A 23,119-nucleotide genomic window follows, 5' to 3' on the forward strand; every position below is an offset into this window, starting at 1 on the left:
CCCGATGCACACGAGTGTGCTGGAAGGGGTGAACAACAAGATCAAAGTGATAAAGCGCATGGCATATGGATTTAGGGACTCAGAATACTTTTTTCTGAAAATCAAGGCGGCCTTCCCCGGAAAGCCGCGATGAACCTAAAAAAACGCCCCGCAAGTGCGGGGCGTTTTGGCAAGAAAGGCTTATCAGGCAGCCAGGTTCTTGGCCACGAATTCCCAGTTGACCAAGGCCCAGAAGGTTTCCATGTACTTCGGACGCAGGTTGCGGAAATCGATGTAGTAGGCGTGTTCCCACAGGTCGACGGTCAGCAGCGGGGTGGTACCGGCTTCGGTCAGCGGGCAACCGGCGTTGGAGGTGTTGACTATGGCCAGGGAGCCGTCAGCCTTTTTCACCAGCCAGGTCCAGCTGGAGCCGAAGTTGCCGATGGCAGACTTGGTGAACGCATCCTTGAACTCGGCGAAGGAGCCGAAGGCCTTGGTGATGGCATCGGCCAGGGCGCCAGTGGGCTCGCCACCGCCGTTCGGGGAGAGGCAGTGCCAGTAGAAGGTGTGGTTCCAGATCTGGGCAGCGTTGTTGAAGACGCCACCAGTGGAGGTCTTGATGATCTCTTCCAGAGACTTGCCTTCAAACTCGGTACCCGGCACCAGGTTGTTCAGGTTGACCACGTAGGTGTTGTGGTGCTTGCCATGGTGGTATTCCAGGGTTTCCTGGGAGATGTGCGGTTCCAGAGCATTGATTGCATAGGGCAGAGCGGGAAGTTCGAAAGCCATTTTCTACTCTCCATTGGCTGGTCCGTGCGAAGGCGACGGTTGCAAGACATTGCGTACTCTTTTCTATCTTGAAAAGAATTGTTCTTGAAATGAGGGGGCCAGACGGCCCAAAGCCCGTCGATTGTAGCAGTATCAAAGATGGGCGAACAACCCTTGATTCTTGCCATGATCCGGATCAAGCTGCGGCGTATTGATGCATGACTTCTTTCATTCGCAACGGTTTGCCAGTTTGTGGTCTGCCCGGATTGCAGTAGAATGGCCGCCGAAATCGCTCCAGTGAGGCATTTATGGAAACTATTGAAAAGATCAAACAGCAGTTGGCTGAGAATCCCATCATCCTCTACATGAAGGGATCCCCCAAGCTGCCCAGCTGCGGTTTCTCTGCCCAGGCCTCCCAGGCCCTGATGTCCTGCGGCGAGCCTTTCGCCTATGTCGACATCCTGCAGAACCCGGACATCCGCGCCGAGCTGCCGAAATTCGCCAACTGGCCCACCTTCCCGCAACTGTGGGTCGAGGGTGAGCTGGTCGGTGGTTGCGACATCATGATCGAGATGTTCCAGGCCGGCGAGCTGCAGACCCTTATCAAGGAAACTGCCGCCAAGCACAAGCAGGATGACGCTGCTGCCGAGTAAGGCCGCATCCATACCATGCAAAAAGGGGAGCCACTGGCTCCCCTTTTCTTTGTGCCCACGACAGACATCAGGCGATGCGTTCGAGGCGCGCCATGTAGAAGCCGTCGAAGCCGGTCTCGGCCGGGCTGACGTTGTGATCGCCGATCAGGCGGAAGTGCTCGTTGGCGGCGAGGAACTTGTCCACCTGCTGGCGGTTCTCCTCGGGCAGGATGGAGCAGGTGGCGTAGACCAGCAGGCCGCCCACCTTCACCATCTGGCTGTAGCGCTGCAGGATCTCCTCTTGCAGGGCGACCAGCACCGGCAGGCGCTCGGCGGTGTCGCGCCACTTGGCATCCGGGTTGCGCTTGAGCACGCCAAGGCCGGAGCAGGGGACGTCCAGCAGCACGCGATCGGCGCTTTCTTTAAGGCGCTTGACGGTCTTGCTGCTGGTGATGACCCGGGTCTCCACGTTGTGGGCACCGGCGCGGCGGGCGCGCTGCTTGAGGTTCTCCAGTTTCCACTCTTCCACGTCCATGGCCAGCAGACGACCCTTGCCCTGCATCATGGCGGCCAGGTGCAGGGTCTTGCCGCCGGCACCGGCACAGGCGTCGATGACCCGCATGCCGGGCTTGACGTCGAGGGCCGCGGCCACCAGTTGGGAGCCGGCATCCTGCTGCTCGAAGCAGCCATCGGCAAAGGCCTGGGTACGGAACAGGGCGGCGTCCGAGGTCACTTGCAAGGCGGTCTCCACTCCGTCGACGGGCACTGTGGTGACATGCTCTTTGGCCAGCATGGCTTGCAGCTCGTCCCGGGTGCACTTGAGGGTGTTGACCCGCAGGTAACGCTTGGGCATCCAGGCCAGGGCGGCACGCTCGGCCGGCCAGGCGTCGCCCAGTTGCTCGCTGCCGAGTTTTTCCAGCCAGGCAGGGCAGCCGTCCATCAGCACGGGGTTCTTCTTGGCCTCGGTCAGGCGGCGGCGGAACGCCTCCTCGTTGAAGCGATCCAGGGTCGGGTGGTTGGGCTGATCTATCTTGTGGAAGGCGTGCCAGCTGTGCAGCAGCGGCCAGACATTCTTCTCCGCCTGACGGACCTGGATGCCGGTGAGGAAGCAGTAGAGGCTGAGGCGGCGCAGCAGATCGCCGGTGACCAGGGCAATCCTTGCCTGTTCTTGCGGTTTGAGTTCGATGCCGGAGAAGTGACGTGCATAGGCGCGGTCGAGGGTAAGACCCTGACCCAGCACATCGTCAACGATGGCAACGACCAGATCCCCGAAACGGGGCAACAGTGGGGACTTGAGCATGAGATTAACCTTGGCCAAAGAAAGAGTGAACCGGCCCCGTCGAAGAGGGGTTCTGGAACGGACAAATCCGCGCCATGATAGGGGCTAGTCTGCATTGGTGCAACCTTCCCCATTCGGGGAATGTACAGAGGATGTTGCTGGACTAATCGGACCAGCGGGCAAATGATGCCGTGGCAGTTCAGGTGAATCCGTTTAAAAAGGAATTAAAAAGATGCAGTTGATGAAATATTCTCCGCTGGCGGTGCTGGTGGCGGGTCTGATGACGTCCGGCAACCTGATGGCCGGCGAGTGGCATACGGTCACGGCGCGGGCCACCGCCGCCGATGGATACGAGGTGAGGGCCAGCCAGTATCGCATCGTCACCGTCTCCACCGATTTCCTGGCTGCCCTGAAGGGGGGCGAGCGCCGCCTGACTCTGCCTCTGCCGGATGGCAAGGAGGTGACCTTCAGTCTGCAACCTTATGATCTGCTGCCAGCGGATCTGGCCGCCAAATATCCCGATATCCTGGCCTTCAAGGGGTACAACGAAGCGGCGCCGGGCGAGACCGGGCGCTTCGATCTCGGTCCCCAGGGATTCCACGCCATGTTCAGCCATGAAGGGAAGATGGTGTTCGTCGATCCCCTTCGCAATGGGGAAGGCTATGCCGTCTATTACCAGCAGGATGCCCACAGCCGGCTGGAAGAAGAGGCGGACAAGGTGATCGGGGGCGAGGCCAAGAAGCTGGCCCGCCAGGTGCTGGTGGATGGCAACGAGCGCAAGCGCTATGTCATCGCCATCTCGGCGGCGGGGGAGTACACCCAGTATCACGGCGGTACCGTGGAGGCGGGTCTTGGCGCCATCACCACCCTGCTCAACCGGGTCAACGAGGTCTACCAGCGTGACGTGGCGGCCGAATTCCAGCTCGCCAGCGGCAACGACACCATCATCTTCACCGACGTGGCGAACGATCCCTTCAACAATGATGACGGCGATATCGATGCCAACATGCAGGTGCAGGCCGATGCCCTGACCAAGGGGCTGGGGGCCTTCGACATCGGCCATGTGGTCAACACCGGTGGCGGCGGCCTGGCGGGACTGGGCGTACTCTGCACCCCTGACAAATCGGCGGGGATGACGGGCTCCTCCGAGCCGGTGGGGGATGCCTTCTTCATCGACTACGTAGCCCACGAGATTGGTCACCAGTTCGGAGCAGACCACACCTTCAACGGCACCACAGGCAGCTGTGGTGGTGGCAACCGGGAGGCAAGCCAGGCCTGGGAGCCGGGCAGCGGCAGCTCCATCATGGCCTATGCGGGGATCTGCGGAGACGAAGATCTGCAGCCCCACAGCGAGCCCTATTTCCACAGCAAGTCCATCGAGCAGATGCGGGCCCACATGGCCACTGTGCCAAATTGCGGCACCCCGTTGGCGCTGGTCAACAATGCGCCCCAGGTGGCGGCAGGCAATGACTACGTCATCCCTGCCAACACCCCCTTCGTGCTCAAGGGGGCGGGGGCCGATCTTGACAGCGATCCGCTGAATTACACCTGGGAGCAGATCGATCTGGGGACGGAGTCGAGCAGCCCGGCCACCATGGTGGACGACGGCAGCCGCCCGCTGTTCCGTTTCGTGGCGCCGACCAGCTTGCCGGAGCGCACCCTGCCGAGTCTCACCTCCCTGCTCACCAACACCCTGGCGATAGGGGAGGCCTGGCCCGCCACCAACCGGGACCTGAACTTCCGCCTCACGGCGCGGGACGGCAAGGGCGGTGTCGCCAGCGATGACATGAAGATCCAGGTGGTCAACACCGGCAAGGCCTTTGCCCTGACCAGCCCGGTGGTGACCCCCCTGGGGGCGGGCAAGACGCAGACCATCAGTTGGGAAGTGGCCGGCACCAATGCAGCCCCCATCAACTGCAGCAAGGTGGATCTCTTCATGACCCGGGACGAGGGGGCAAACTGGACTTCCCTTGCCAGCGGCAAACCCAACTCGGGCTCGGCGAGCGTCACCATCCCGGCGGGCCAGGATGGCACTGCCCGCTTGAAGGTGGCGTGCAGCGACAACATCTTCTTCGCCATCAGTCCCCTCAAGCTCTCGGTCACCCAGCGCGGTGAAGAGGGGGGAAGCGGTGGCGGCGGGGCCCTCTGCTTCTGGACCCTGGCCCTGGCGTTGCTGGGCTGGCAGCGGAGGCGGGCATGAGACTGGCCGGGGTGCTGCTGCTCACCCTGCTCGGCGGTTGTCAGGCCGATGCCGACACCCTGGAGCAGGCGGTCAGCGCCAGCCTCGCCAGGCAGGATTACCGGCTGATCGTGCGGGCCGGGCGCGGCGAGGTGGCGCCCGGGATCGCGGCGGATCAGCAGGCGGCGGCCAAGGCGCGCTGCGGCGTGCGCTATCTCGACGGATTCGGGGATGTCATCAAGCCGGATCAGAAGGAGGCCCACGCCAGGCTGAGCGCCTATGCGGCGGACTACAACCGGCGCATGCTGGCCCATTGCCCGCCGGTTGACGGCAAGCAGTAGGCTGACGGTCATCGGCATAAAGGGGGAGGCATGAGCCTCCCTCTCTTTTTGCTCCGCCATTTGGCCGCCCCGAGGCTTGTACCCATGGCGCGCTCGTCGCACAATGCCTGCACCCATCGCCGCACGGGCGGCAGAGAAAGAGAGAAGGAAAATCAAGATGATGGATGTGGCTGATCTGCGTCGCGAATACACCAGGGGTGGACTGCACCGGGCCGATCTGCCGGCCGAGCCCCTCACCCTGTTCGAGAAGTGGCTGGCCCAGGCGTGCGAGGCCAAACTGACCGATCCCACCGCCATGGTGGTGGGCACCGTGGATGCCGATGGTCAGCCCTGGCAGCGCACCGTGCTGCTCAAGCACTACGATGCCGACGGCATGGTGTTCTACACCAACATGGGCAGCCGCAAGGCGCATCAGCTGGAGGGCAACCCCCGCATCAGCCTGCTCTTCCCCTGGCATACCCTGGACAGACAGGTGCACGTGACCGGCCGGGTGGAGAAGATGAGCACCTTCGAGGTGATGAAGTATTTCCACAGCCGTCCCAAGGACAGCCAGATTGCCGCCTGGGTCTCCAAACAGTCGACCCGCATCTCGGCCCGTGGCGTGCTGGAGGCCAAGTTCCTCGAACTCAAGCAGAAGTTTGCCAATGGCGAGGTGCCGCTGCCGAGCTTCTGGGGTGGTTTCCGGGTGCGCATCGACACCGTCGAGTTCTGGCAGGGCGGGGAGCATCGTCTGCACGATCGCTTCTATTACACCCGCGAGGGGGACGGCTGGCACATCGAGCGCCTGGCGCCCTGATGAACATCGCCCGGCTCAAGAACTTCACCGAGATAGTGAAGAACAACTTCAACATCTCGGCGACGGCGGAGAAGCTCTATACCTCCCAGCCGACCCTCAGCAAGCAGATGAAGATGCTGGAAGAGGAGCTGGGGCTGGCGCTGTTTACCCGCAAGGGCAAGAACCTGGCGGGCCTGACCCCCATGGGGGAGCAGGTGATGGAGCTGGCCAGGGGAGTGGTGGCCCAGGTGGAGCAGATTGGTCAGCTTTCCCTCGGAGATCAGCTGGCCACCAGCGGGGAGCTGCGCATCGCCACCACCCACACCATGGCCCGCTACAAGCTGCCGGCGGTCATTACCGAATTCTCCCGCCGCTACCCCGAGGTGAGCATCCAGCTGCATCAGGGAGCCCCTGCCCAACTGGCGCAGATGGCGCAAAACGGGGATGTGGAGATGGCCATCGCCACCGAGTCCATGCACCTGTTCGACGAGCTGGCGACCGTGCCCTGCTATCGCTGGGGGCGCAGCGTGGTGGTGCCCCACGGCCATCCGCTGCTGGACTGCCAGCCGCTGGCCATGGCGGATCTGGCCCGGTATCCCCTCATCACCTATGTGTTCGGTTTCACCGGCCGCTCCAAGATGGACAAGGCGTTCGGTCGCCATGGCCTCAGCCCCCGCATCGTGCTGACGGCCACCGACAGCGACATCATCAAGCACTATGTGCGCCTGGGGATGGGGGTCGGGGTGATCGCCACCTCGGCGTTCGACGAAGGGGACAGGGAGAGCCTGGTCTGCCTCAACATCGATCATCTGATCGCCTCGAGCGTGGCCCATGTGTGCCTGCGCAGGCACGCCCACCTGCGGGACTACATGTACGACTTCATCCACCTCTATGCCCCCCATGTGAGCCGGGAGACGGTGCAGCTGGCGCTGCTCAACCAGGGAACGCCCGCTCCGTCTGCAACTCTGCCCTGGCTCTGACGCCGAGACATAAAAAAGAGAGGCCGTCGGCCTCTCTTTGCATTGCTATCCCCTTGTACTGACCCCTCAGGCGGCTCGGGTCGCCAGATTGACGAAGATCTGGGCTCCCACCAGCAGGCAGTCGTCGTCCAGGTAATAGGGGTTCGCGTGCAGGTAGTTGCAGATCCCCTTGGCCTGATTGCCGCTGCCGAGGAAGAACATGGCCCCCATGCGGCTTGGCGTGGCGTTGATCATGTAGCTGAAGTCCTCGCTGCCGGTCATGGGCTGGCCCTTTGCGTTGATCCCGTCGCTGGACAACACATTCGAGGCGGCTTGTTGCAGGCGCTCGCAGGCCTGGGGGTGGTTCTCCACCGCCGGGTAGCCGGCATGGACCATGGTGGTCTTGAAGCCGCGCAGCTCGCTCTGGGCGATGATGTCCCTGAAGCTGTTTTTCAGGATCTGGTCGGTTTCGGCATCCATGGCGCGGATGGTGCCACGGGCCTGCACATGATCGGCGATGGCGTTGGGAATGGTGCCGCCGTTGATCATGCCGCAACCAAAGACCGCCGGGCTGAACGGGCTGGTGCGCTTGGCGACGATGTAGTCCATGTCCTCGATGATCCGCACCGCCTCCCGGATGGCATCCAGCCCCTTGTGGGGGGTGGAGCCGTGGGCGGAGATGCCGTGCACATCAAGCGTCCAGGCCGACCCCCAGGAGGACATGACCCCCTGGTTGAACTTGATGGTGCCCGTCTCCATAGCGCCGTCGTTGTGCAGGGCATAGACCTCGTCCACCCCCTTCATGCAGCCAAGCTCTACCATCTTTTCGGCACCGGGGACGCGCATGTCCTCTTCCGCCATCTGGAAGATGAAGCGGACGTTGTACCGCAGGCGATCGCGGTTGGCGGCCAGAAACCTGGCGGCGGTCAGAGCGATCGCCATGTGGGAGTCGTGGCCGCAGTTGTGGGCCATCCCCTCATGGGTGGATTTGAACGCCACCTCGCTCATGTCGTGCATCTCCAGGCCATCCATGTCGGCACGAAAGGCAATGGTGGGCAGGGTGGGGTCGACCGCCAGATCCCCGTGAAAACCGGTGAAGCCGGGATACAGGGTGATCCTGTAGCCGAACTCTTCCATCAACCCACGGCAGTAGGCAGAGGTCTTGAACTCGGCCCCGGAGTATTCCGGGATGCGGTGCAGGTGGTGGCGCACTTCGTAGCTGAAGTCGCGCAGGGCCAACAGGTCAGGTTCGATATGGTAGTGGTTCATCAGATGATCCCTTGAATGGAGAAACCGAGCTGGGCAACCAGGGAGGCGCCAAAGAAGCAGCAGGTGGAGACGATCATGAAGATGAGGATCACTTTCCACGACATCTTCTTGAGTTCTTCGAGCTGACCGCCGACGGAGAGGCCGGCAAAGGCCAGCAGCGGCACGCAGCAGGAGAGGAAGGAGATCTTCGCCACGGCATCGATGAAGAGGCCGCGCACCGGGGTCTCGGGCAGGCAGATGAGAATGCCGATGATGGTGGCATAGGCAAAGGCCGGCAGGGAGGAGGGCAGATAGCGCTTGGTCACCAGGGAGGCGAACACCACCAGGGACATGGCGACGAAGCTGTCCCCCATCTGCCACAGCGGCAGGCCCGAGGTCAGGGTCTGGGTGAACATGGCCAGCAGGATCGCCAGGAAGACGAAGCGCATATCCATCACGATGCTTTTCATGCTTTCTCTCCTTTGGCGGTCAGGGCATAGATTTTTTCAGCGAGCGGCAGACCCAGATAGGTGAGGGAGAGCGCTCCCAGGGCCGACGAGAGCAGGTTCGAGGCGGCGGCGATGCTGAGCACCTGCTGGGCCATCGCCTCATCGAGGCCGTTGATGAGGGCACCGGAGGCGGCGCTCAGCATGGAGCCGGATCCCACGCCGGAACCGGCGGCCAGGGCCAGGGGGTGCAGCCCCGTGAGGGGGGCAATGCTGCCGAGCACGCTGAACCAGAGGGTGCCGATGACGGAGCCGCACAGGTAGATGGCGAGCACGCCGATGTACTCCTGGGAGCCGGTGCCGAACTTGCCCTGGATCACCGCGACCGAGGGTTCACGGCTGATGGAGGAGCAGGCCCCGATGGCGCGGCGGCCAAAGCCGAACTTCACCGCCAGCGGAATGGCGATGAGGATGGGCAGGAGGTTGCCTATCTCCTGCAGGAAGAGCGGTACGCCGACGCTCAGGATCATCTTGAGGTTGGGGATGATCATCCCCGCATACTGGGTCCCGAGGATCAGCAGGCTGAAACCCACCATCTTGCCGCAGAAGCCCTCTTCTCGCTCGGTGAAGAGCCTCTTCCAGCCGGGAATGCGATCCTTGACGGGCTTGGCGGAGACGATCATGCCGATGATGACGGCAAAGAGCATGGGCAGGATGGGGATGATGGCGATGCCGAGTCTGATCTCCTGCTTCCCGATGAGGGATTGGGCCACGAAGATCAGCAGGGCGGTCGCCAGGGTACTGACTACTACCGTTTTGAGTGGGCTGGTTGGCTGCATAGTGTGTTCTCTTGTTATCCGTTGTCCTTCATGGGCGTCTTTGGTCACGCCATGATGGGGGCATGATAGGAAGCGAAGAGAGGAAGGAATGTGACCGCCATCAAGTCAGCCATATGGCATTTTTTCATGGGGTATGCCGTTTAACCATGGTAAACATATGGTTTAACAACTCATTGGCAGCTGCTTATGCTGCCTCAGACAGGAGTGTGGTGCCGCCCGGGCACCCGGTGCCTGATCCGGGGGGGGATGTGGGGGAAGGAATGGATCTGTTGATAGAGGGCGCGCTCTGGCGCCCCTCCTGGCAAGCGGCGTTGCAGGCCTGGCAGCACCGGGGAAACCGCTGGTGGCTGCTGCTTGGCAAAGGGGAGGCGAGGGAGATGGCACCTTGGGTGGCCAGCCCGCCAGATGGCATTCTCCTTGCCCGCGACCTGCTTGCCGCCTGGCTGGGTGAGGCCGCCTCCCCGCTGATGGCGACACAGCCGGACCGGCAGATCCTGATCGCTGCCTCCGGCTCCCTGCTGACCCTGGCCAGAGAGAGCGGCCTGCTCACCCTGGGGCCCGTGGGGGCGGATCACCGCCTCGGTGCCGATGACGACCTTGGGGTTGCCCTGCAACGCCTGCTTGCCCGCCGCCTGATGACCCCGGTGCTGCGCGAGCCTGGCGGGCAGGACGCGCTGGTGCTGCGCCCCCTGCTGCCCGGCGATGAGAGCGCCATCCTGCGTTATTGTTCGGATGCGGCGCTCGCCCGCTATACCCTCAACATCCCCCACCCCTATTCGCCGGAGGCGGCGCGGGACTGGCTTGCCCTGAGCGGGCGCAAGGCTGCTCTCGGGCTGGGATGCACCTGGGCCCTGACTCTGCCCCAGGGGCGTGGAGACGAGCCCGCTCCCCTGGTCGGCACCCTCTCCCTGCACTGGCACGGGGAGCTGGCATGGTGGGTCGGCGTGCCCTGGCAGAACAGGGGGCTGGCCACCCGGGCCGCGAGCCTGGTCAGGGCGTTTGCCTTCGAACAGTGGCACCTGCCTGCCCTCACCGCCCGCCACATGCCGGGCAACCTCGCCTCAGGCCGGGTGATGGAAAAGACTGGCATGCACCATGACGGGCGTCGGCCAGATCCGGCCGATGGCGCCCTCGAGCTCGATCACTGGCGGCTGGATCGCCCGGCGCGCCTGACGGATGCACGCAAAGAGGCGCTGGCCCCCTGGCTGGATGACGAGGAGGTGGTCGTGGCCATACTGCACGGTGAGGAGGTGGCGCTCTTCATGGCGGGGGAGACGACAGAGGGCGAGCAGACACTCAGCGGGCTGACGGTGCGGCGCTATCCCCTGGCCATGCTGGCGCCAGAGGCGCCCGGGGTGCAGGCCCATGGTGGTGGCGCCCTCCTCAAGGAGTGCGGGGATCTGGGCCTCGCCTATCTGCGCAATGCTGTTCAGATAAGCACTTTTTTGACTGATTATTCATAAATTGGATTTGAGTTGAGGGGGCAAGGCTGTGTCCAGTCGATCTTCCTCCAGCCTTTATCCAGCGGGGCTTGCAATAGAAAGAGGGAGGCATCATGCCTCCCTCGCTTTTTTGTCCTGATACTACGTGGACTGGAACTCAAATTCTCTTAAGTGAACAGCATTGCGCCTATCTGCGGCGATTGCGACAGCCTGACGACGGACGCTGATGGCTTGCGCAAGGGCGGTCATCGCGAAGCCTGGTGCGGGGTCTGTCAGGTGTTTTCCTGAGTCCGTCCTCCCATTTTCAGACAAAGGCAGTGAAGAGGCGCCCCACTTCTGTGGAATAATGGCCGCCCTGCTGTACGAGGAGTAACGCTGTATGTTGAGAACCGAGCGTCCCGGCGACATGCTGCCAGTCTATGAGCTGGTGAGTGCAGCCTTTGGTCGTCCCGACGAGGCCGAACTGGTCAACCGCCTGCGAGAATGTGGGGCCGCCGTGGTCACCATGGTCGAGGAGGAAGAGTACGAGTTCATGGGGCACCTGATGCTGAGCCCGATCACCATTGAGGGACAGGAAGGGCCCTGGCTGGGACTGGCACCCGTGGCCGTGCATCCCGACTGGCAGGGGCAGGGCATTGGCTCGGATCTGGTGCGTGAAGGGCTGGACACGGCACTGGAGATGGACTGGAAGGCGGTGGTGGTGCTCGGGGATCCTGCCTACTACGCCCGTTTCGGCTTTCGGCCTGCCAGCGACTTCGGCCTGCACTGCATCTACGAGGTGCCGACGGAGTGTTTCATGGCGATGGAGTTGCAACCCGGCGGGCTCGACGGGGTAAGGGGCGAGGTGCTCTATCACCCCCTGTTCGATGAAGAGCCGGTGGAGTGACCGCCTGCCTATCCACGAAAAAGGACCCTGAGCGGGTCCTTTTTCGTGCCATGTCCATCGCTTGAATGGACGTCACTGGGCCAGGGATTTCAGCTGCTGCTTGCCCGGCGGGTTGTTCCAGTCGATGGGGCCGTGGGTGAAACGGTACTGAAGCCTTGGCAGACTCAGTTCCAGCCACTCCTCCCGGAAGTAGGCATAACCCTGGTCCCAATCCGGATCCTGCGCCCAGCCGGTCTGCAGGAAGTGGAGCCGGGTGCCCTGGCCCTCCGGCACGAAGCGCAGGCTGACCTGGGTCTTCTGCTGACGAATGTGGGGAAACTGGGGAGGGAAATTCCAGCTGAAGCTGAGCAGATCATGGGGCATGACCGCCATCACCCGGCACCCTTCGCTGCCACGCTCGCCGAGGGGAGCATCGGGTCTGAAATAGATCTCGAACGGTCCGTTGGGTTCCGGGACCATGAGGCACTCCGGCGCCAGAAAACTGCGCAGCCCGCTCTCCGTGGTCCAGGCCCGCCAGACATCGTCAATGTGGGCGGGTACCAGAATACTGCCTTCAATTTGCTTGTTATCCATAAATCAGTGAACCTCAAACCAGTCATGGACGGGACCTCGGCAGTATAGCCCCTGAGGCGATAAAATAGGCAGCCCTGTGTCACACGGTTACGTATTCAAGAGGGTCCACATTGCCGATTTGACAGCACGGCGGGATCCATCGAGAGTGGGAAGCGACAAGCACGCAACGCAAGGATGGTGTCATGATCAGAATGATGACGGAAGCTGACGAGCCCATGCTGGCGCAGCTCTTCCTCAAGGGAAGGCGCCAGGCCTTCCATTGGGTTGATCCCGCCCTGTTCCGGCTCGAGGATTTTGCCGAGCAGACCCGGGGCGAGGAGATCTGGGTGGCGGAGAAAGGGGGCAGCCCGTGCGGATTCGTCTCCATCTGGGGGGCCGAGAGCTTCGTGCATCATCTCTACGTGGTGGCGGACTGGCACGGGCAGGGCATGGGGCGGGCCTTGCTTGCCGCCGGCTTGGCCGGATACCCCTCCCCGGCCTCCCTCAAGGTGGCCATGCGCAACACCACGGCGATGGCTTTCTATCATCGCCTGGGCTGGGAGAACACCGAAGAGACGGGTCATTGCGACATCACGGGCCCCTGGCGCAGGCTGGTGTTGACGCCCGATGCCGCAGGGGAATAAGCCGCTGGCAGACTGCGGCAACCGCACCGCACATTGATCTCCAGCCCTGGCAGGGCATAAAAAAGCCACTTCGCGGGAAGTGGCTCTTCAACACATCCGGGGGAGGGCAGACCTTCCCTCGCTCAACCGATGATCACAGGGCCGCCACGGCCTCTCTTACCAGGGCGGCCAGCTCTTCCCACCTGCCCTCGTCGATGAGCTTGGCCGGCACCATCCAGGTGCCGCCGCAGGCGATCACGGCATTCAGCCCCAGATACTCCTTCAGATTGGCCGGCGTCACGCCGCCGGTGGGCATGAAGCGCACCGGATAGACGGCGCCCAGGGCCTTGAGCATGGCGGTGCCGCCAGACTGCTCGGCCGGGAAGAACTTGAGATGGCGCAGCCCCATCTCCATGGCCTGCTCCACCAGGCTGGGGTTGTTGACCCCGGGGATGATGGTGACGTCCTTGTCCAGACAGTACTGCACCGTGGTCGGGTTGAAGCCGGGGCTGACGATGAAGTCGGCGCCCGCCGCAACGGCCGCATCCACCTGCTCGCGGTTGAGCACGGTGCCGGCCCCGATCAGCAGATCCGGGTAGGCCGCGCGCATCTGGCGGATGGCCTCTGCGGCGGCGTCGGCCCCTTGCAGGCGTGCGGCGAGATAAGCGGCGCTGAAGGAGTCGCCCGCTGCCGTGGTGTCGATCACCTGTTCGGCGGACAACCGCAGGGCGGCGATTTCGAGCCGCTGCGTTGCCATGACCACCAGGCAACCTCAGAGCCGCGCTTGACGACGATCTCGCCAACCCCGAAGCCCTGGCTCCCTGGCTGCATTGCGAGCGCAACTCCTACTGGCGCAAGCTCCACGAGCATATCGACGACAAGGCCATCTCCAGCTGGTGCGACGATCACGACCAGATCCTCAAGGCCTTGATACGCAAGGATCCGCAGGCGGCCAAGCTGGCCATGTGGCAGCACCTGGAGAACACCAAGCAGATGCTCTTCCAAGCCACCATCTTCGATGACGAAATGGAGGATGACCGCTACCTCTTCTCCGAAAATCCCGTCGTTCATCTGACCCAGCCTTCCACTGCCAACGGCTAGTGGAAGATTCTCGGGGGCGAACCCTCGAGGTTGTTTCAACCCCATGGAGGCGCTGGGCTGATGGCGTGGCCCACAGCGCCCGGGCAAATTGCTGCTCCACTCGCCGGTTTTTGCTGGCGACGCCACCTGGAGCCGGCCCATGTCAAATGCAGCCACCCCCGCAGAGCCTTTGGCCTCAGGTCTGGTCATGCACTGTGCTCTTGGGGCGGTTACATCCTCTGAAAGCCAGAAAAAGGATACAAAAAGGGCCACTTCTTGCGAAGTGGCCCTTTCCAAACGTTTGGGCTGGGGGAGTCTGAATTGTAATTTTAAGTTATTGTTTTTATTGCTTATGAAGGTTTGATGTTTGGTTGTGGTGTTACTGTTGGCGAAAGTCCCCCCTCTGCTTTTGGTGTTTGAGCCACTGGCTCTACCTCTCCAGCACCACAGAAGGTGGGTTCAAATCCCTTGTCGGATGCGGGTTCAAATCCCTGTGATCACACCTCATTTCCCCCTTGTGAGCAATTCACCAATCTGCGCAGTTCTGCGCACTTAGGAATGCGCAAATTGCGCAGTTCCCTACTAGCCCCAATCCCCCGCAATCCCTTGTGCTGCTTAGGCTGCCAGCTAATGAGTGTGCAACTCGCGGTTGTTTTTCGTTTTTGGCTGAATTGCGCAATTTGCGCAGAATGGAGATCAGCAAGATGCCTACCAGATGAGAGGGGTTCCCCTGGTCGGCTGGGGGTGGGTTGTAGCTGGTTCAGCTATGTCGTGGCCGTTGTGGTTCAGCGTAGAGCCTAGAAGCGGGAATGCCCGTTTTCATCTGGCTCGTATGCCGGTTTAACTGCGGAGTTTGCGGCCAGTAGTGGCGAGGGGGGTGGCGGTTTACTGCCAATTTGGGTGCGGAGTTGCTGTCATGGTTACCCGGACACTGTCCGAGAAACCGTGACACTTCTTACCGTGTGTCTCGGGGAATCCAATGTGTGAGGGGTCGAAGTCGGAGAGGGGAGAATCTTCCCAGCTCGGAGAGGGTCTTGCGGATTGGCTGAAAAGTCAGCCGCTGGTGATCATGGCTGCCCGGATCCATATGCGGTTATAGGTGCGGTGGGAGGCATGGGCTCGTTCCAGGTGACGGGGTAGGGGATCACGATTTCCTTGATACCGTTACTGAACTTGGAGCGCCTTCACCGTTCTGGGGAAAGGTTTCCCATTTCGGGAAAGCTGGGGTGCTCACAGCCTGAGTATTCCGCCCCCGGTCAGGATCTCCGTCCGCTCATCCTGTTGCCGGTCATGGCGGCGGCTTGTAGAGGTCACGGTTGTATCTCCTGTTCTGGCTTCTCGCCCTCTAGCTCGGTTGGCATCAGGCGGGAGAGATCCATCGTCTCGAATGCTTTCATGTTCGCCTCGTGCCGGCGTTTGCGGTCCTGCCGCAGTGACTCGATCTCTTCCGGTGTGAGGTGCCTGGGTGTAAACGGTGGCGTCTTTGGTTTAGCCATGATGCGCTCTTATCCACTGGCGTAAACGTGCCCAGGCCGTAGCGGTCCAACGCTTCATGGCATAACGCCTCGATGAGATCCGCTTTCGCTCAAGCGCTGCCAACCGTGCGCTCTCACGTGCGGCCAGCTCCGCTTCTATCTCGGCGGACCTCTCTGCCTGTCTCCTGTCCTGCTCGGCCTGTACCTCCTCGCTCATCAGTATGCGATCGTGAGGCCAAGGTAGCGGCAGATACCCCTGCGCGTAGGTTGTCAGCCTCTCGAACAGATATGTTTCGAACGGATGCGGCGGAGGGAATGTCGGTGCCCCCTCGTGCGCTTCTGGAGACGATGGAGAGGTGGCCTCTTGAAGGGGGGTAGGCTCCTTTGATTTGGTCATGGTATTTCCTCAATCGCACGTGCTGGCAGGCGTCTATCTTAGCGTACCGGTCGGCGGGACACGACACACTATCCGGGCCGGCAACTGCGCGGCTTTCAGCGTGCCGGTCGGTGTTCCACTCCATAAAGACAAAGCCCGCCTAGTACGACCCAAGGGCTCCAATTGCCCAAGCGTGGTTCACCAGAACGGGCTTGTTGAACCGCTTGGCTTCATAACGCTGGGCTCCAATTGCTCAGTGCGAACTTCCAAACGGCTCATGGTAAGCATACCACGACTCGTCCTGGTTATCTGGGAAATCACCCGAGCAGGTTCTCCAAGATCCCTTCGGCCTCTGGGGCTTCGTCCCGCTCACTGCCCATCAGGTAGCGCAGAGTTGCCCGCGCCTCTTCCCTGTTTCTCGGTCGCAGTTCGGCCAGCAGACCAAACACAAACCAATCGCGGGCGTGCGCCTCTATGCTGTTCTCGTAATAGCCTTGGGTGTCGCACGCATTGCGCAGCCGGTACAGCTCGTTCCAATAGGCCAGCTCATGAAGGCAGTCGCTCAGGGTGTGCGGCATCAGTTCCGGCACAGCCTTGAACCGCTCCGCGACCTGTTCAGGCGGCAGTTGCCAACTGTCTTGCTCCAGCCCCCTCAGCACCTCCTGACAAAACGCCTCCGCCTGGGTGTCGTCCCACAGCGCATCCCCGAACCGCCCGATGGCTTCGGATTCATTGGCTCGCCGTTCAATGGAGCGCTCGGCCAGTCCATCCAGATTGGCAAAGCCTATGCTACCAAGGCCCGCGAGCACGCGACCCGACTTAGCCACCAGCCAGTTGCCGTAACGCTTCTCCAGCTCATCCGGTGGGGTAGTGATCCGCCCTGCCGCCTCCTTGGCCTGGGCAATGCGTACCGGGTCGCCCGTCCCTATCACTTGACGCAGCCAAAGCATGGAGTCGATCTCCCTGTCCCCTGTAACAACCTGCTGGGGTGGCAGCTCTTGAACCGCTGGCAGCGTCTCTCCGCTGCTTTGTAGTGGCGGCAAGGTGAACATGGCCCGGTGTCTCGGGTTGTCGGTGAAGAGGCCCGACCGGCTGATGATGGCTTTCACCGTCCCCAAAGAGAGGCCAGCCAGAGAAGCCACCTCACTTAATGAATGGGTGCGGCGCAGGGTGATCACCTGCTCCCGTTGTTCGTTGGTCAATCTCATGCAACCCCCTGTTGCGGAAAAAGTGTGATCTTGATCGGCTGTTCGTTCTGTATATATAAAAAAAGTGGTGGGTACAGTGGGTACACGGGTACAACACCCCGCAAACCCGCGCCATCATTGGGTTTTCGTTGTACCCACTCCGGGAAAACGTGGTGGGTACAGGTGGGGACAAGGCATCTTCATGTGTGGGCAAAGCATCAGTTGTACCCACTGTACCCACCTTGTACCCACCAAATATTTGATGAAGTGGGTACAGCTCAATCCCTTGATACATAAGGCTTTCAGGGGTGTTCTGTTGTCTTGTACCCACTGTACCCACCACTTTTGTTTTGTTCTTCACGCGCGCGCATGAGGCTGGAAAAAAAGGGCTACACTCGGCAGCCCTCCACTTCCTTCTGGCTGGCGTTACTCGTCCTCTTGCCCCTCCGCATCATCGGCCAATACACGCTCGGTCAGCAGGTAAACCCACGCCTTGGCTCCCATGCCGGGTAATCTGGCTTGCCGCTGCAATCGCTTCCTGTCCTTGCCGGTCAGCAGATAGCCCGCCTCCAGGCACAGTAGCGCCGCCCGTTTGGGGTCGCGCCCCTTGGTGATCTCGGCCCAGCCGGGGGGCAACACAATGAAGCTCACGCCATCCGATTCCACCTTGCGATAGCCAACCATGTTGGCCGGTCGGTGATTGGTATCGAACCAATCAGCAAAGCGGCTGTACTGGTTCGCCGTCACGAACTTGCGCACCTGGGCCAAGATGGCGGCATCCTCGTGGTTGCCAAGGTGGCCCCGTTCCGCCAGCCATGCTTTGAGGCAGACCCGCACCGCCCTGACAGCCTCCCCCTCGGGCCAGCCTGTTACCCCTAGCCGGGTTGCCAGCTCACCGGCAGCGGCCACCAGTGCGAACCGGTTGATAGCTCGGCCAACCTGATTACCTGCTCCCTGTGGGGTCAGCTCGGCGGCAATGCGCTTAATCTCGGCCCTCAGCCGCTCGCTGTGAGCTCCCAGCTCCCCGGCCAATGCCTCGGCATAGGTTCGGAAGGCGCTGCCGTGCTGGTGGTCGCAGTGGGCTTTGAGTGTGTCGGCGAAGGTACGTCCCCCATCCATGCCGTAAAGCCACTCGAACGCCCCATGGTGGCCGGTGTCGCTCGGGATCTGGATGGTGCGCACCTCCATCCCCGCTTGGGTGCGCTGGCCCGCGCTGGCGGCGTGATCTTCAAGGCTCAGCTCACCCGTGCTCAGGAACAGCAGCCGCCACGCCTTGCGCTCCCTCAGTTCGCCATCCTGCTTACTGCGGCCCTTGCCCTGACCGTTCGCCAGCATGTAGGCCACTTGCCCCGCCTCGCGCCCGTCCAGCTCCCCCAGCTCATCAAGGCAGAGCAGGGCATCATTGCGCCGACTGGCGAGCCCCTCGATGGAGTTACCGGTTGCCCGCCATGTCTGGCTGTAGCGATCAGGGTTGCCGTAGACGCTGGCGGCGGCCTTCATGATGGTGGTCTTGCCGTCCGTGCTCTCCCCCTTGAGGTGGAACCCGCCGCCCTCCATGCCTACCAGAGAGAGAAGGGGAGCAGCAAATGCCAGGGACAGGGCGAAGCAGAGGCGGGAGTTGCCCACCGCCAGCGCCGCAACCCCCTGTTGCCACTCGGCCAGGGTGCCCCGCTCGGTGAAGTCATTGGCAGCGTATCCGGCAGTTTGCAGGATCACCCCCTCGGCATCCGGCCCGATGGTGCCTTGAGGCAGTACATAGGCCAGCCCATGCCAGCCGGTTCGCTCCACACAGGTGATCCGCCGTTCGGGCTGACAGGCCATCAGGTAAGCGGCCAGCTTGCGTTTGTGGTCAAGACTGATGAACGGTAGGCCCGCATCCAGCAGGGCGGAGAATACTTCCTCCCCATTGCGCGGCACCAAGGAACGCACCGGCATGGCCCACTGACGAACCCGTCCGGCGCTGTCCTGCCACTCCAGCAGGCGGCCATAGCCCCGCCCGTGTTCGTCAGCCGTCTCTGCCAACACCCGAACCGGGCTGGAGATTGGGATCCACTCCTGATGCGCATCATCGCCACGCCCCGCCGTTACCATGGCGCACAACCGCTTACCCCGGATCTCGAACCCCTCCGGCATGTCCTGCCCCTTCCCTGTCTCGTCATCGCGAACCGGGTGAAGCGGCACTACTTCGGCCTGCCAGGGAGCCCCTTCCTTCTGGCTGGCGTCTTGGTCTTGTTGGGTGATTTCGCCTTGATTCCAGGTGTTTTCACCCAGTGTTCGGGCAATTCCGCCATGGGTACTCGCTGCCTGAGTACCCATCTCACTCGGCGGGTGGTCGATAACGGGGGCAGTGCTGGTGCTCATGATGACCTCTCTGGTTGCGGTCAGCCCGTGGGCTCGGTGGTAATCGTTCCAATCTCCGGCAATCGGTGGCAAAGCTACCAGCCCGCCTATGGCAGCGGCTGCTTGCTCGGCCTTGGTCTTGCCGGGGTTGCCTTGGGTGTGTGCGTCATTGTCGCCACACAGCAGGATCCGGGCCTTTGGGTGCTGGCGGCGGGCAATCTGGGCCACCGCCGCCAAGTTGCCGCAATCCATTGCGCAATAGACGGTCGCCCCGATAGCCAGGTGAACGGATAGCCCGGTGGCGTACCCCTCCACCACGGCAACCAGCTCCCCACCATCGATACGGTGATAGGCCCCGGCCTTCTGCCCACCGGCAAGGTAACGCTTAGTGCCGTCGCCCCGGATAAGCTGAACGTTCACCAGTGCGCCCGCCTCGTCGGTCAGCACCACCACCAGCGACCCAGCCGGGAAGTTCTCGCCCCCCTCGCGGATCAAGGTGCGGTTAATCGCCGCCTGGGGCCACTCCAAACCCTTGGCCGTGAAGTAGGGGCTCACCCCTTGGGCCACATCCCCGACGATGGTAGCGGCACGGCTGGCGGCCTTCTGGCGCTGTTGCTCTTCCTGTTTGCGTTCTTGCTCTGCTCTGGCCTGTTGCTGCTGGTGGATACGCTCCCGTTCGGCAGGTTCTACGCCAGCGGCAGAGACCCCCACCAGCGGGGCCAGCAACTCAGCCGCCGCCTTTGGGGTGGTACTCAGCACCCGGCACACCAGATCCAGCCCGTCCCCGTTCCCGCACTGGTTGCAGAACCAGGTGCCGCGCCCGCCTTGGTCATCCAGCCGAAACCGGTCTTTTCCACCACAGGCAGGGCATGGGCCATGCTTGCCACGGTGCGGGGTGTCGATGCCCACCCCCGCCAGCACATCCGGCCAATGACCACAGGCAGCAGCGGCCACATCAGAAACGAATCGGGGGCTTGCGCCCCCTTTGATTGCCATGGTCATTGTGTGGCCCTCCTGGTCTGCTCTATCGCCAGCTCCACCATTGGATCCTTGCCCTCATCCAGCATCTGCCGCACATCGGCGCAGAAGCAGCGATTCATCTCATCGAGTAGCGTGCCTCCTAGCTCGGTCAGCTCATCGCCTGCCAACATATGGCGCAGCATCAGCAAGGCGTCCTCTCGCCCCTGTTTGCCGCCAGCGTGTTCCAGATGAGCGCCCACGATGTTGTTCTGAATCGCCATGGTCAGCACTTCCTGATCCAGCGGAAGTTGAACCCCCAAATGCTTGAACGTGTTACCACGCGCCACCAGATAGGCCCGTGCCACCGCCTTCACCATCGTATTAATCTCGGTCATCGCAACCCCCTGTTGCAGTGTGATTGGGTAGCCGTTGGGCCTTCATCAGTCGTTGAAACAACACCCGTAGCACTGCCAACCGCACCGGCACCCGGTACAGCTCGCGCCAGATGCGGCGGCGCAGGGCATCTATCCGCCGTTCGCTCATAGGGCACCCCCGATCAGCACTGCCACCAGCTCATTGAACGCCTGTTCAGTCAGCCCCGCTTTCAGTTCGCGGGCTTGCTTGGCGGTGACAGCAACAGCGGCCCCCTTGGTCTGCTCAATGAAGCGATCCCGATCACGCCGCCAGCCAAAGACGCTCAGGCTGCCAGCCTGTGAGCGCTTTCCGGTTCTCGGGTTAATTGGGCCTGTAAAGGTGGGCTGTTCGGTACTGCTTGCCCATGCGAAGTAGGTCATGCGGCCACCTCCTGACAGATCCCCGCCTCAATGCGCAGGGCATCAAGCAAAGCGCTGTATTGCGCACGCTCCACGGGGCACAGGTCTGTTTGTTCCATCAACGTTGCCAGTTGTGCCAGCAGTTCAGCCAGTCGGGGGGAGTGGGTCGGGTTCATGCTGCCACCTCCCCAGACGGACGGCGGCTGACAAACACCAACGGCAAACCTGCCAGGGCGGCGCGGGCTTGGGCTTCGGTGTGAGCCGTGGTGGAAACGGTGCGGATACGGCGCAGGTCTGCCAGTCGGCAGGCGCTCGATGCGATCAGGAAAGTGAAGATTTTGGATGTAGCAGGGGTGGGGATAGTAGCCATGATGGCAGCCTCTATTGTCGATAGGTATTCACTACCGACCAGAGATCCTACACTCATGGCGGTAGCCCGAACGGGGGTAGGAATACCGGCGACAATAGAAACCGGCCAGCCCGAAAGCTGCCCCGCCCGAGCCACCATTACACAGCAGACCCCGCCGACCAGATAGGCCAACAGAGCCCCAAGTAAAGGGGATAGAGCACCAACAAAAAACCACGCAAGCGCGTGGGTTGGCGCTATCGTCTCATCCGGGTTCCTACGCCCGGCAACGGATTTTGCCGTTGCAGGAAGAATCGTACCCTGTCGGACGCTATCGGACAAGCCCGCCTGCTTGATTTTGGGCAAGGCTTCGCCCTGGGCAATGAGCCCATGGGTATTCATGGTCATAGATACCTCGGGGTTAAGCGGCGGGAGGGAGGGTGGCTGCTTCTGGTGCGCGAGCGCACATAATGGCGGCGTAGTCATCTGCCAGTGGGGCAGCCTGTCGCTGGCGTCGCCAGTGGTTGATCAGAGCCACCAGCTTATGGGCTTGCTCACGGTCGGCCAGCCAATAGCGCTTAAAGCGAGTCGTCCCGCCGCCGCTATGCTGGTGATCAAAGAACGCATCGGCGATGGCTATCCCGTGGTTTCGACGGATCAGGCCAATGCTGTTGCGCAAGTTGAGGTCATGCAGACCAGCTAGACCAGACAAGGCGCTGACCCCCTGGGCTCCCTGCTCAAGCAAGTGGGTGGCGACCAATTCATACTTGGTGATATGCTGGCCGGGCTCAAGCTTGGTCGTGCCGTTCTGCGGTGCGGCCTTTTCTTTTTTGCTCATGCTGCCCCCTTATGCCGCTTTGCGAGCAACGATGCGGGCTGCAATCCAGCTATCCACCTCGGCTTCGATAAATGCGACGGTGCGACCGGTATCACTCAGGCGGATGGATTTGGGGAATTGGCCTGCGTTCATCAGGTCATAAACTCCGGACTTGCTCAGGCCGGTTTTATTCATAACCTCGCGAATGCGGATCAAGCGGGCCGCAACGGTGGCGGCGGTATTTGGTGTGTTCATTGGTGTTTGCCTCGGTCGATAATGACGAGGCAATGAAAGCACGTCAGCTAACCCTAAGGGCAACCCCTTGAGGGCTCAGGGTGGCGGCGTGTGTATACCCTAAGGGTTGCCGCAACCCTTGCCATTGCTGGGTTTGATACCCTGAGGGTGAAGACTTTGAGCGGGGCATTGATGGGCGAACCCTCAGGGCGGTTATATGCGCATCCTCAGGGTTCAGGCGGGCTGTTTGATGGGGAACGGGTGATTGGCTTTGCGACAATCGCCACCATTTCGGCCCAATGCTGTTCAGATAAGCACTTTTTTGACTGATTATTCATAAATTGGATTTGAGTTGAGGGGGCAAGGCTGTGTCCAGTCGATCTTCCTCCAGCCTTTATCCAGCGGGGCTTGCAATAGAAAGAGGGAGGCATCATGCCTCAGGGCTGACGCATCAGTGTTTATACTTTGAACAACCCCATACATTCGAACAAATATTGTTCATTCAGACAGCAGAGCCTGCGCTTGTTGGCCATGCTTAGATTACGTGATTTGTTTTGCTTCAGCATGTTCAGTATCCACTGCC

26 protein-coding genes and 1 pseudogene are annotated in these 23,119 nt (G+C 61.7%); 10 read left to right on the top strand and 17 right to left on the bottom strand.

Annotated elements, in window-relative coordinates:
- Positions 1–133, top strand: a 133-nt coding sequence (locus J9889_RS14815) for a transposase (protein ID WP_162231338.1), incomplete at its 5' end; no start/stop codon positions are given.
- A gap of 50 nt (positions 134–183) precedes the next feature.
- On the opposite strand, the gene sodB is transcribed toward J9889_RS14815, so the two are convergent.
- Entirely contained in the window at positions 184–768 is a 585-nt protein-coding gene (gene sodB, locus J9889_RS14820) for a superoxide dismutase [Fe] (protein WP_010673954.1), read from the bottom strand.
- A gap of 287 nt (positions 769–1,055) precedes the next feature.
- Here sodB and J9889_RS14825 point away from each other — a divergent pair, with 287 nt between their 5' ends.
- Positions 1,056–1,400 carry a Grx4 family monothiol glutaredoxin gene (locus J9889_RS14825; protein ID WP_010673955.1) on the top strand — a complete coding sequence of 115 codons (345 nt, stop codon included), beginning with the start codon at positions 1,056–1,058 and terminating at the stop codon, positions 1,398–1,400.
- 67 nt (positions 1,401–1,467) lie between these two features.
- Here J9889_RS14825 and J9889_RS14830 read toward each other — a convergent pair whose 3' ends face one another.
- Positions 1,468–2,679, bottom strand: coding sequence for an RsmB/NOP family class I SAM-dependent RNA methyltransferase (locus tag J9889_RS14830; protein WP_010673956.1), 1,212 nt, complete (start codon positions 2,677–2,679; stop codon positions 1,468–1,470).
- Between the two features lie 211 nt (positions 2,680–2,890).
- On the opposite strand from J9889_RS14830, the gene J9889_RS14835 reads away from it, so the two are divergent.
- The 4 genes from J9889_RS14835 (at position 2,891) to J9889_RS14850 (ending at position 6,933) form a co-directional block, all read left to right on the top strand.
- Positions 2,891–4,858, top strand: coding sequence for a reprolysin-like metallopeptidase (locus J9889_RS14835; RefSeq protein ID WP_210557190.1), 1,968 nt, complete (start codon positions 2,891–2,893; stop codon positions 4,856–4,858).
- Positions 4,855–5,178 (top strand): hypothetical protein, encoded by a 324-nt coding sequence (locus tag J9889_RS14840; RefSeq protein WP_010673958.1) that lies wholly within the window; start codon positions 4,855–4,857, stop codon positions 5,176–5,178. The genes J9889_RS14835 and J9889_RS14840 overlap by 4 nt, the downstream gene beginning before the upstream one ends.
- 157 nt (positions 5,179–5,335) lie before the next feature.
- Entirely contained in the window at positions 5,336–5,974 is a 639-nt protein-coding gene (gene pdxH / locus J9889_RS14845) for a pyridoxamine 5'-phosphate oxidase (protein ID WP_104455543.1), read from the top strand.
- The gene (locus J9889_RS14850; RefSeq protein WP_210557191.1) at positions 5,974–6,933 is read left to right on the top strand and encodes a LysR substrate-binding domain-containing protein; all 960 of its coding nucleotides are present in this window, start codon (positions 5,974–5,976) and stop codon (positions 6,931–6,933) included. Before pdxH ends, J9889_RS14850 begins: the two co-directional genes overlap by 1 nt.
- A gap of 66 nt (positions 6,934–6,999) precedes the next feature.
- Here the strand turns inward: J9889_RS14850 and J9889_RS14855 are convergent, their stop codons facing one another.
- The 3 genes from J9889_RS14855 to J9889_RS14865 are packed head-to-tail and all read right to left on the bottom strand — an operon-like array spanning position 7,000 to position 9,445.
- Positions 7,000–8,181 (bottom strand): M20 family metallopeptidase, encoded by a 1,182-nt coding sequence (locus tag J9889_RS14855; protein ID WP_201997213.1) that lies wholly within the window; start codon positions 8,179–8,181, stop codon positions 7,000–7,002.
- A complete protein-coding gene (locus J9889_RS14860) occupies positions 8,181–8,630 on the bottom strand; it encodes a hypothetical protein (RefSeq protein ID WP_042016367.1) in 450 nt (149 codons plus the stop codon). The genes J9889_RS14855 and J9889_RS14860 overlap by 1 nt, the downstream gene beginning before the upstream one ends.
- Entirely contained in the window at positions 8,627–9,445 is an 819-nt protein-coding gene (locus tag J9889_RS14865) for a DUF3100 domain-containing protein (protein WP_010673963.1), read from the bottom strand. Before J9889_RS14865 ends, J9889_RS14860 begins: the two co-directional genes overlap by 4 nt.
- A 260-nt stretch (positions 9,446–9,705) precedes the next feature.
- Here J9889_RS14865 and J9889_RS14870 point away from each other — a divergent pair, with 260 nt between their 5' ends.
- The gene (locus J9889_RS14870; RefSeq protein ID WP_210557192.1) at positions 9,706–10,908 is read left to right on the top strand and encodes a GNAT family N-acetyltransferase; all 1,203 of its coding nucleotides are present in this window, start codon (positions 9,706–9,708) and stop codon (positions 10,906–10,908) included.
- Between the two features lie 358 nt (positions 10,909–11,266).
- Positions 11,267–11,773, top strand: a complete 507-nt coding sequence (locus J9889_RS14875) for an N-acetyltransferase (protein ID WP_010673966.1) — start codon at positions 11,267–11,269, stop codon at positions 11,771–11,773.
- Positions 11,774–11,845: 72 nt separating this feature from the next.
- On the opposite strand, the gene J9889_RS14880 is transcribed toward J9889_RS14875, so the two are convergent.
- Positions 11,846–12,346, bottom strand: a complete 501-nt coding sequence (locus J9889_RS14880; RefSeq protein WP_010673967.1) for an SRPBCC domain-containing protein — start codon at positions 12,344–12,346, stop codon at positions 11,846–11,848.
- Positions 12,347–12,528: 182 nt separating this feature from the next.
- Between J9889_RS14880 and J9889_RS14885 the strand changes: the two genes are divergently transcribed.
- Positions 12,529–12,969: a GNAT family N-acetyltransferase gene (locus J9889_RS14885; RefSeq protein WP_042880882.1), complete on the top strand. Its 441-nt coding sequence runs from the start codon at positions 12,529–12,531 to the stop codon at positions 12,967–12,969.
- A 133-nt stretch (positions 12,970–13,102) separates the two neighbouring features.
- Here J9889_RS14885 and eda read toward each other — a convergent pair whose 3' ends face one another.
- Positions 13,103–13,705, bottom strand: a complete 603-nt coding sequence (gene eda / locus J9889_RS14890; RefSeq protein WP_210557208.1) for a bifunctional 4-hydroxy-2-oxoglutarate aldolase/2-dehydro-3-deoxy-phosphogluconate aldolase — start codon at positions 13,703–13,705, stop codon at positions 13,103–13,105.
- A gap of 68 nt (positions 13,706–13,773) precedes the next feature.
- Between eda and J9889_RS14895 the strand changes: the two genes are divergently transcribed.
- Positions 13,774–14,049 (top strand): FCD domain-containing protein, encoded by a 276-nt coding sequence (locus tag J9889_RS14895; protein WP_349237014.1) that lies wholly within the window; start codon positions 13,774–13,776, stop codon positions 14,047–14,049.
- A gap of 1,289 nt (positions 14,050–15,338) precedes the next feature.
- Here J9889_RS14895 and J9889_RS14900 read toward each other — a convergent pair.
- The 10 genes and pseudogenes from J9889_RS14900 to J9889_RS14945 all read right to left on the bottom strand — a co-directional run.
- A complete protein-coding gene (locus tag J9889_RS14900; RefSeq protein ID WP_017783401.1) occupies positions 15,339–15,524 on the bottom strand; it encodes a hypothetical protein in 186 nt (61 codons plus the stop codon).
- A gap of 672 nt (positions 15,525–16,196) precedes the next feature.
- Positions 16,197–17,087: a hypothetical protein gene (locus J9889_RS14905; protein WP_210557195.1), complete on the bottom strand. Its 891-nt coding sequence runs from the start codon at positions 17,085–17,087 to the stop codon at positions 16,197–16,199.
- Positions 17,088–17,492: 405 nt separating this feature from the next.
- The gene (locus tag J9889_RS14910; RefSeq protein WP_210557199.1) at positions 17,493–20,408 is read right to left on the bottom strand and encodes a DUF927 domain-containing protein; all 2,916 of its coding nucleotides are present in this window, start codon (positions 20,406–20,408) and stop codon (positions 17,493–17,495) included.
- On the bottom strand, positions 20,405–20,761 hold the full coding sequence (locus tag J9889_RS14915) for a hypothetical protein (protein ID WP_210557201.1): 357 nt from the start codon (positions 20,759–20,761) through the stop codon (positions 20,405–20,407). Before J9889_RS14915 ends, J9889_RS14910 begins: the two co-directional genes overlap by 4 nt.
- A 144-nt stretch (positions 20,762–20,905) precedes the next feature.
- On the bottom strand, positions 20,906–21,160 hold the full coding sequence (locus J9889_RS14920) for a hypothetical protein (protein ID WP_210557203.1): 255 nt from the start codon (positions 21,158–21,160) through the stop codon (positions 20,906–20,908).
- Positions 21,157–21,315 (bottom strand): hypothetical protein, encoded by a 159-nt coding sequence (locus tag J9889_RS14925; RefSeq protein ID WP_210557205.1) that lies wholly within the window; start codon positions 21,313–21,315, stop codon positions 21,157–21,159. The genes J9889_RS14920 and J9889_RS14925 overlap by 4 nt, the downstream gene beginning before the upstream one ends.
- Positions 21,312–21,893, bottom strand: coding sequence for an ash family protein (locus J9889_RS14930; protein ID WP_246878104.1), 582 nt, complete (start codon positions 21,891–21,893; stop codon positions 21,312–21,314). The genes J9889_RS14925 and J9889_RS14930 overlap by 4 nt, the downstream gene beginning before the upstream one ends.
- Positions 21,894–21,906: 13 nt before the next feature.
- On the bottom strand, positions 21,907–22,323 hold the full coding sequence (locus J9889_RS14935; RefSeq protein WP_113725244.1) for a hypothetical protein: 417 nt from the start codon (positions 22,321–22,323) through the stop codon (positions 21,907–21,909).
- 9 nt (positions 22,324–22,332) lie between these two features.
- Entirely contained in the window at positions 22,333–22,557 is a 225-nt protein-coding gene (locus J9889_RS14940; RefSeq protein WP_210557206.1) for an AlpA family transcriptional regulator, read from the bottom strand.
- Positions 22,558–22,994: 437 nt separating this feature from the next.
- Positions 22,995–23,119: pseudogene (locus tag J9889_RS14945) on the bottom strand (ISAs1 family transposase); the annotation flags it as partial.

The sequence above is a fragment of the Aeromonas sp. PrichA-15 genome, from assembly GCF_017939245.1.
GTDB lineage: Bacteria > Pseudomonadota > Gammaproteobacteria > Enterobacterales > Aeromonadaceae > Aeromonas > Aeromonas caviae.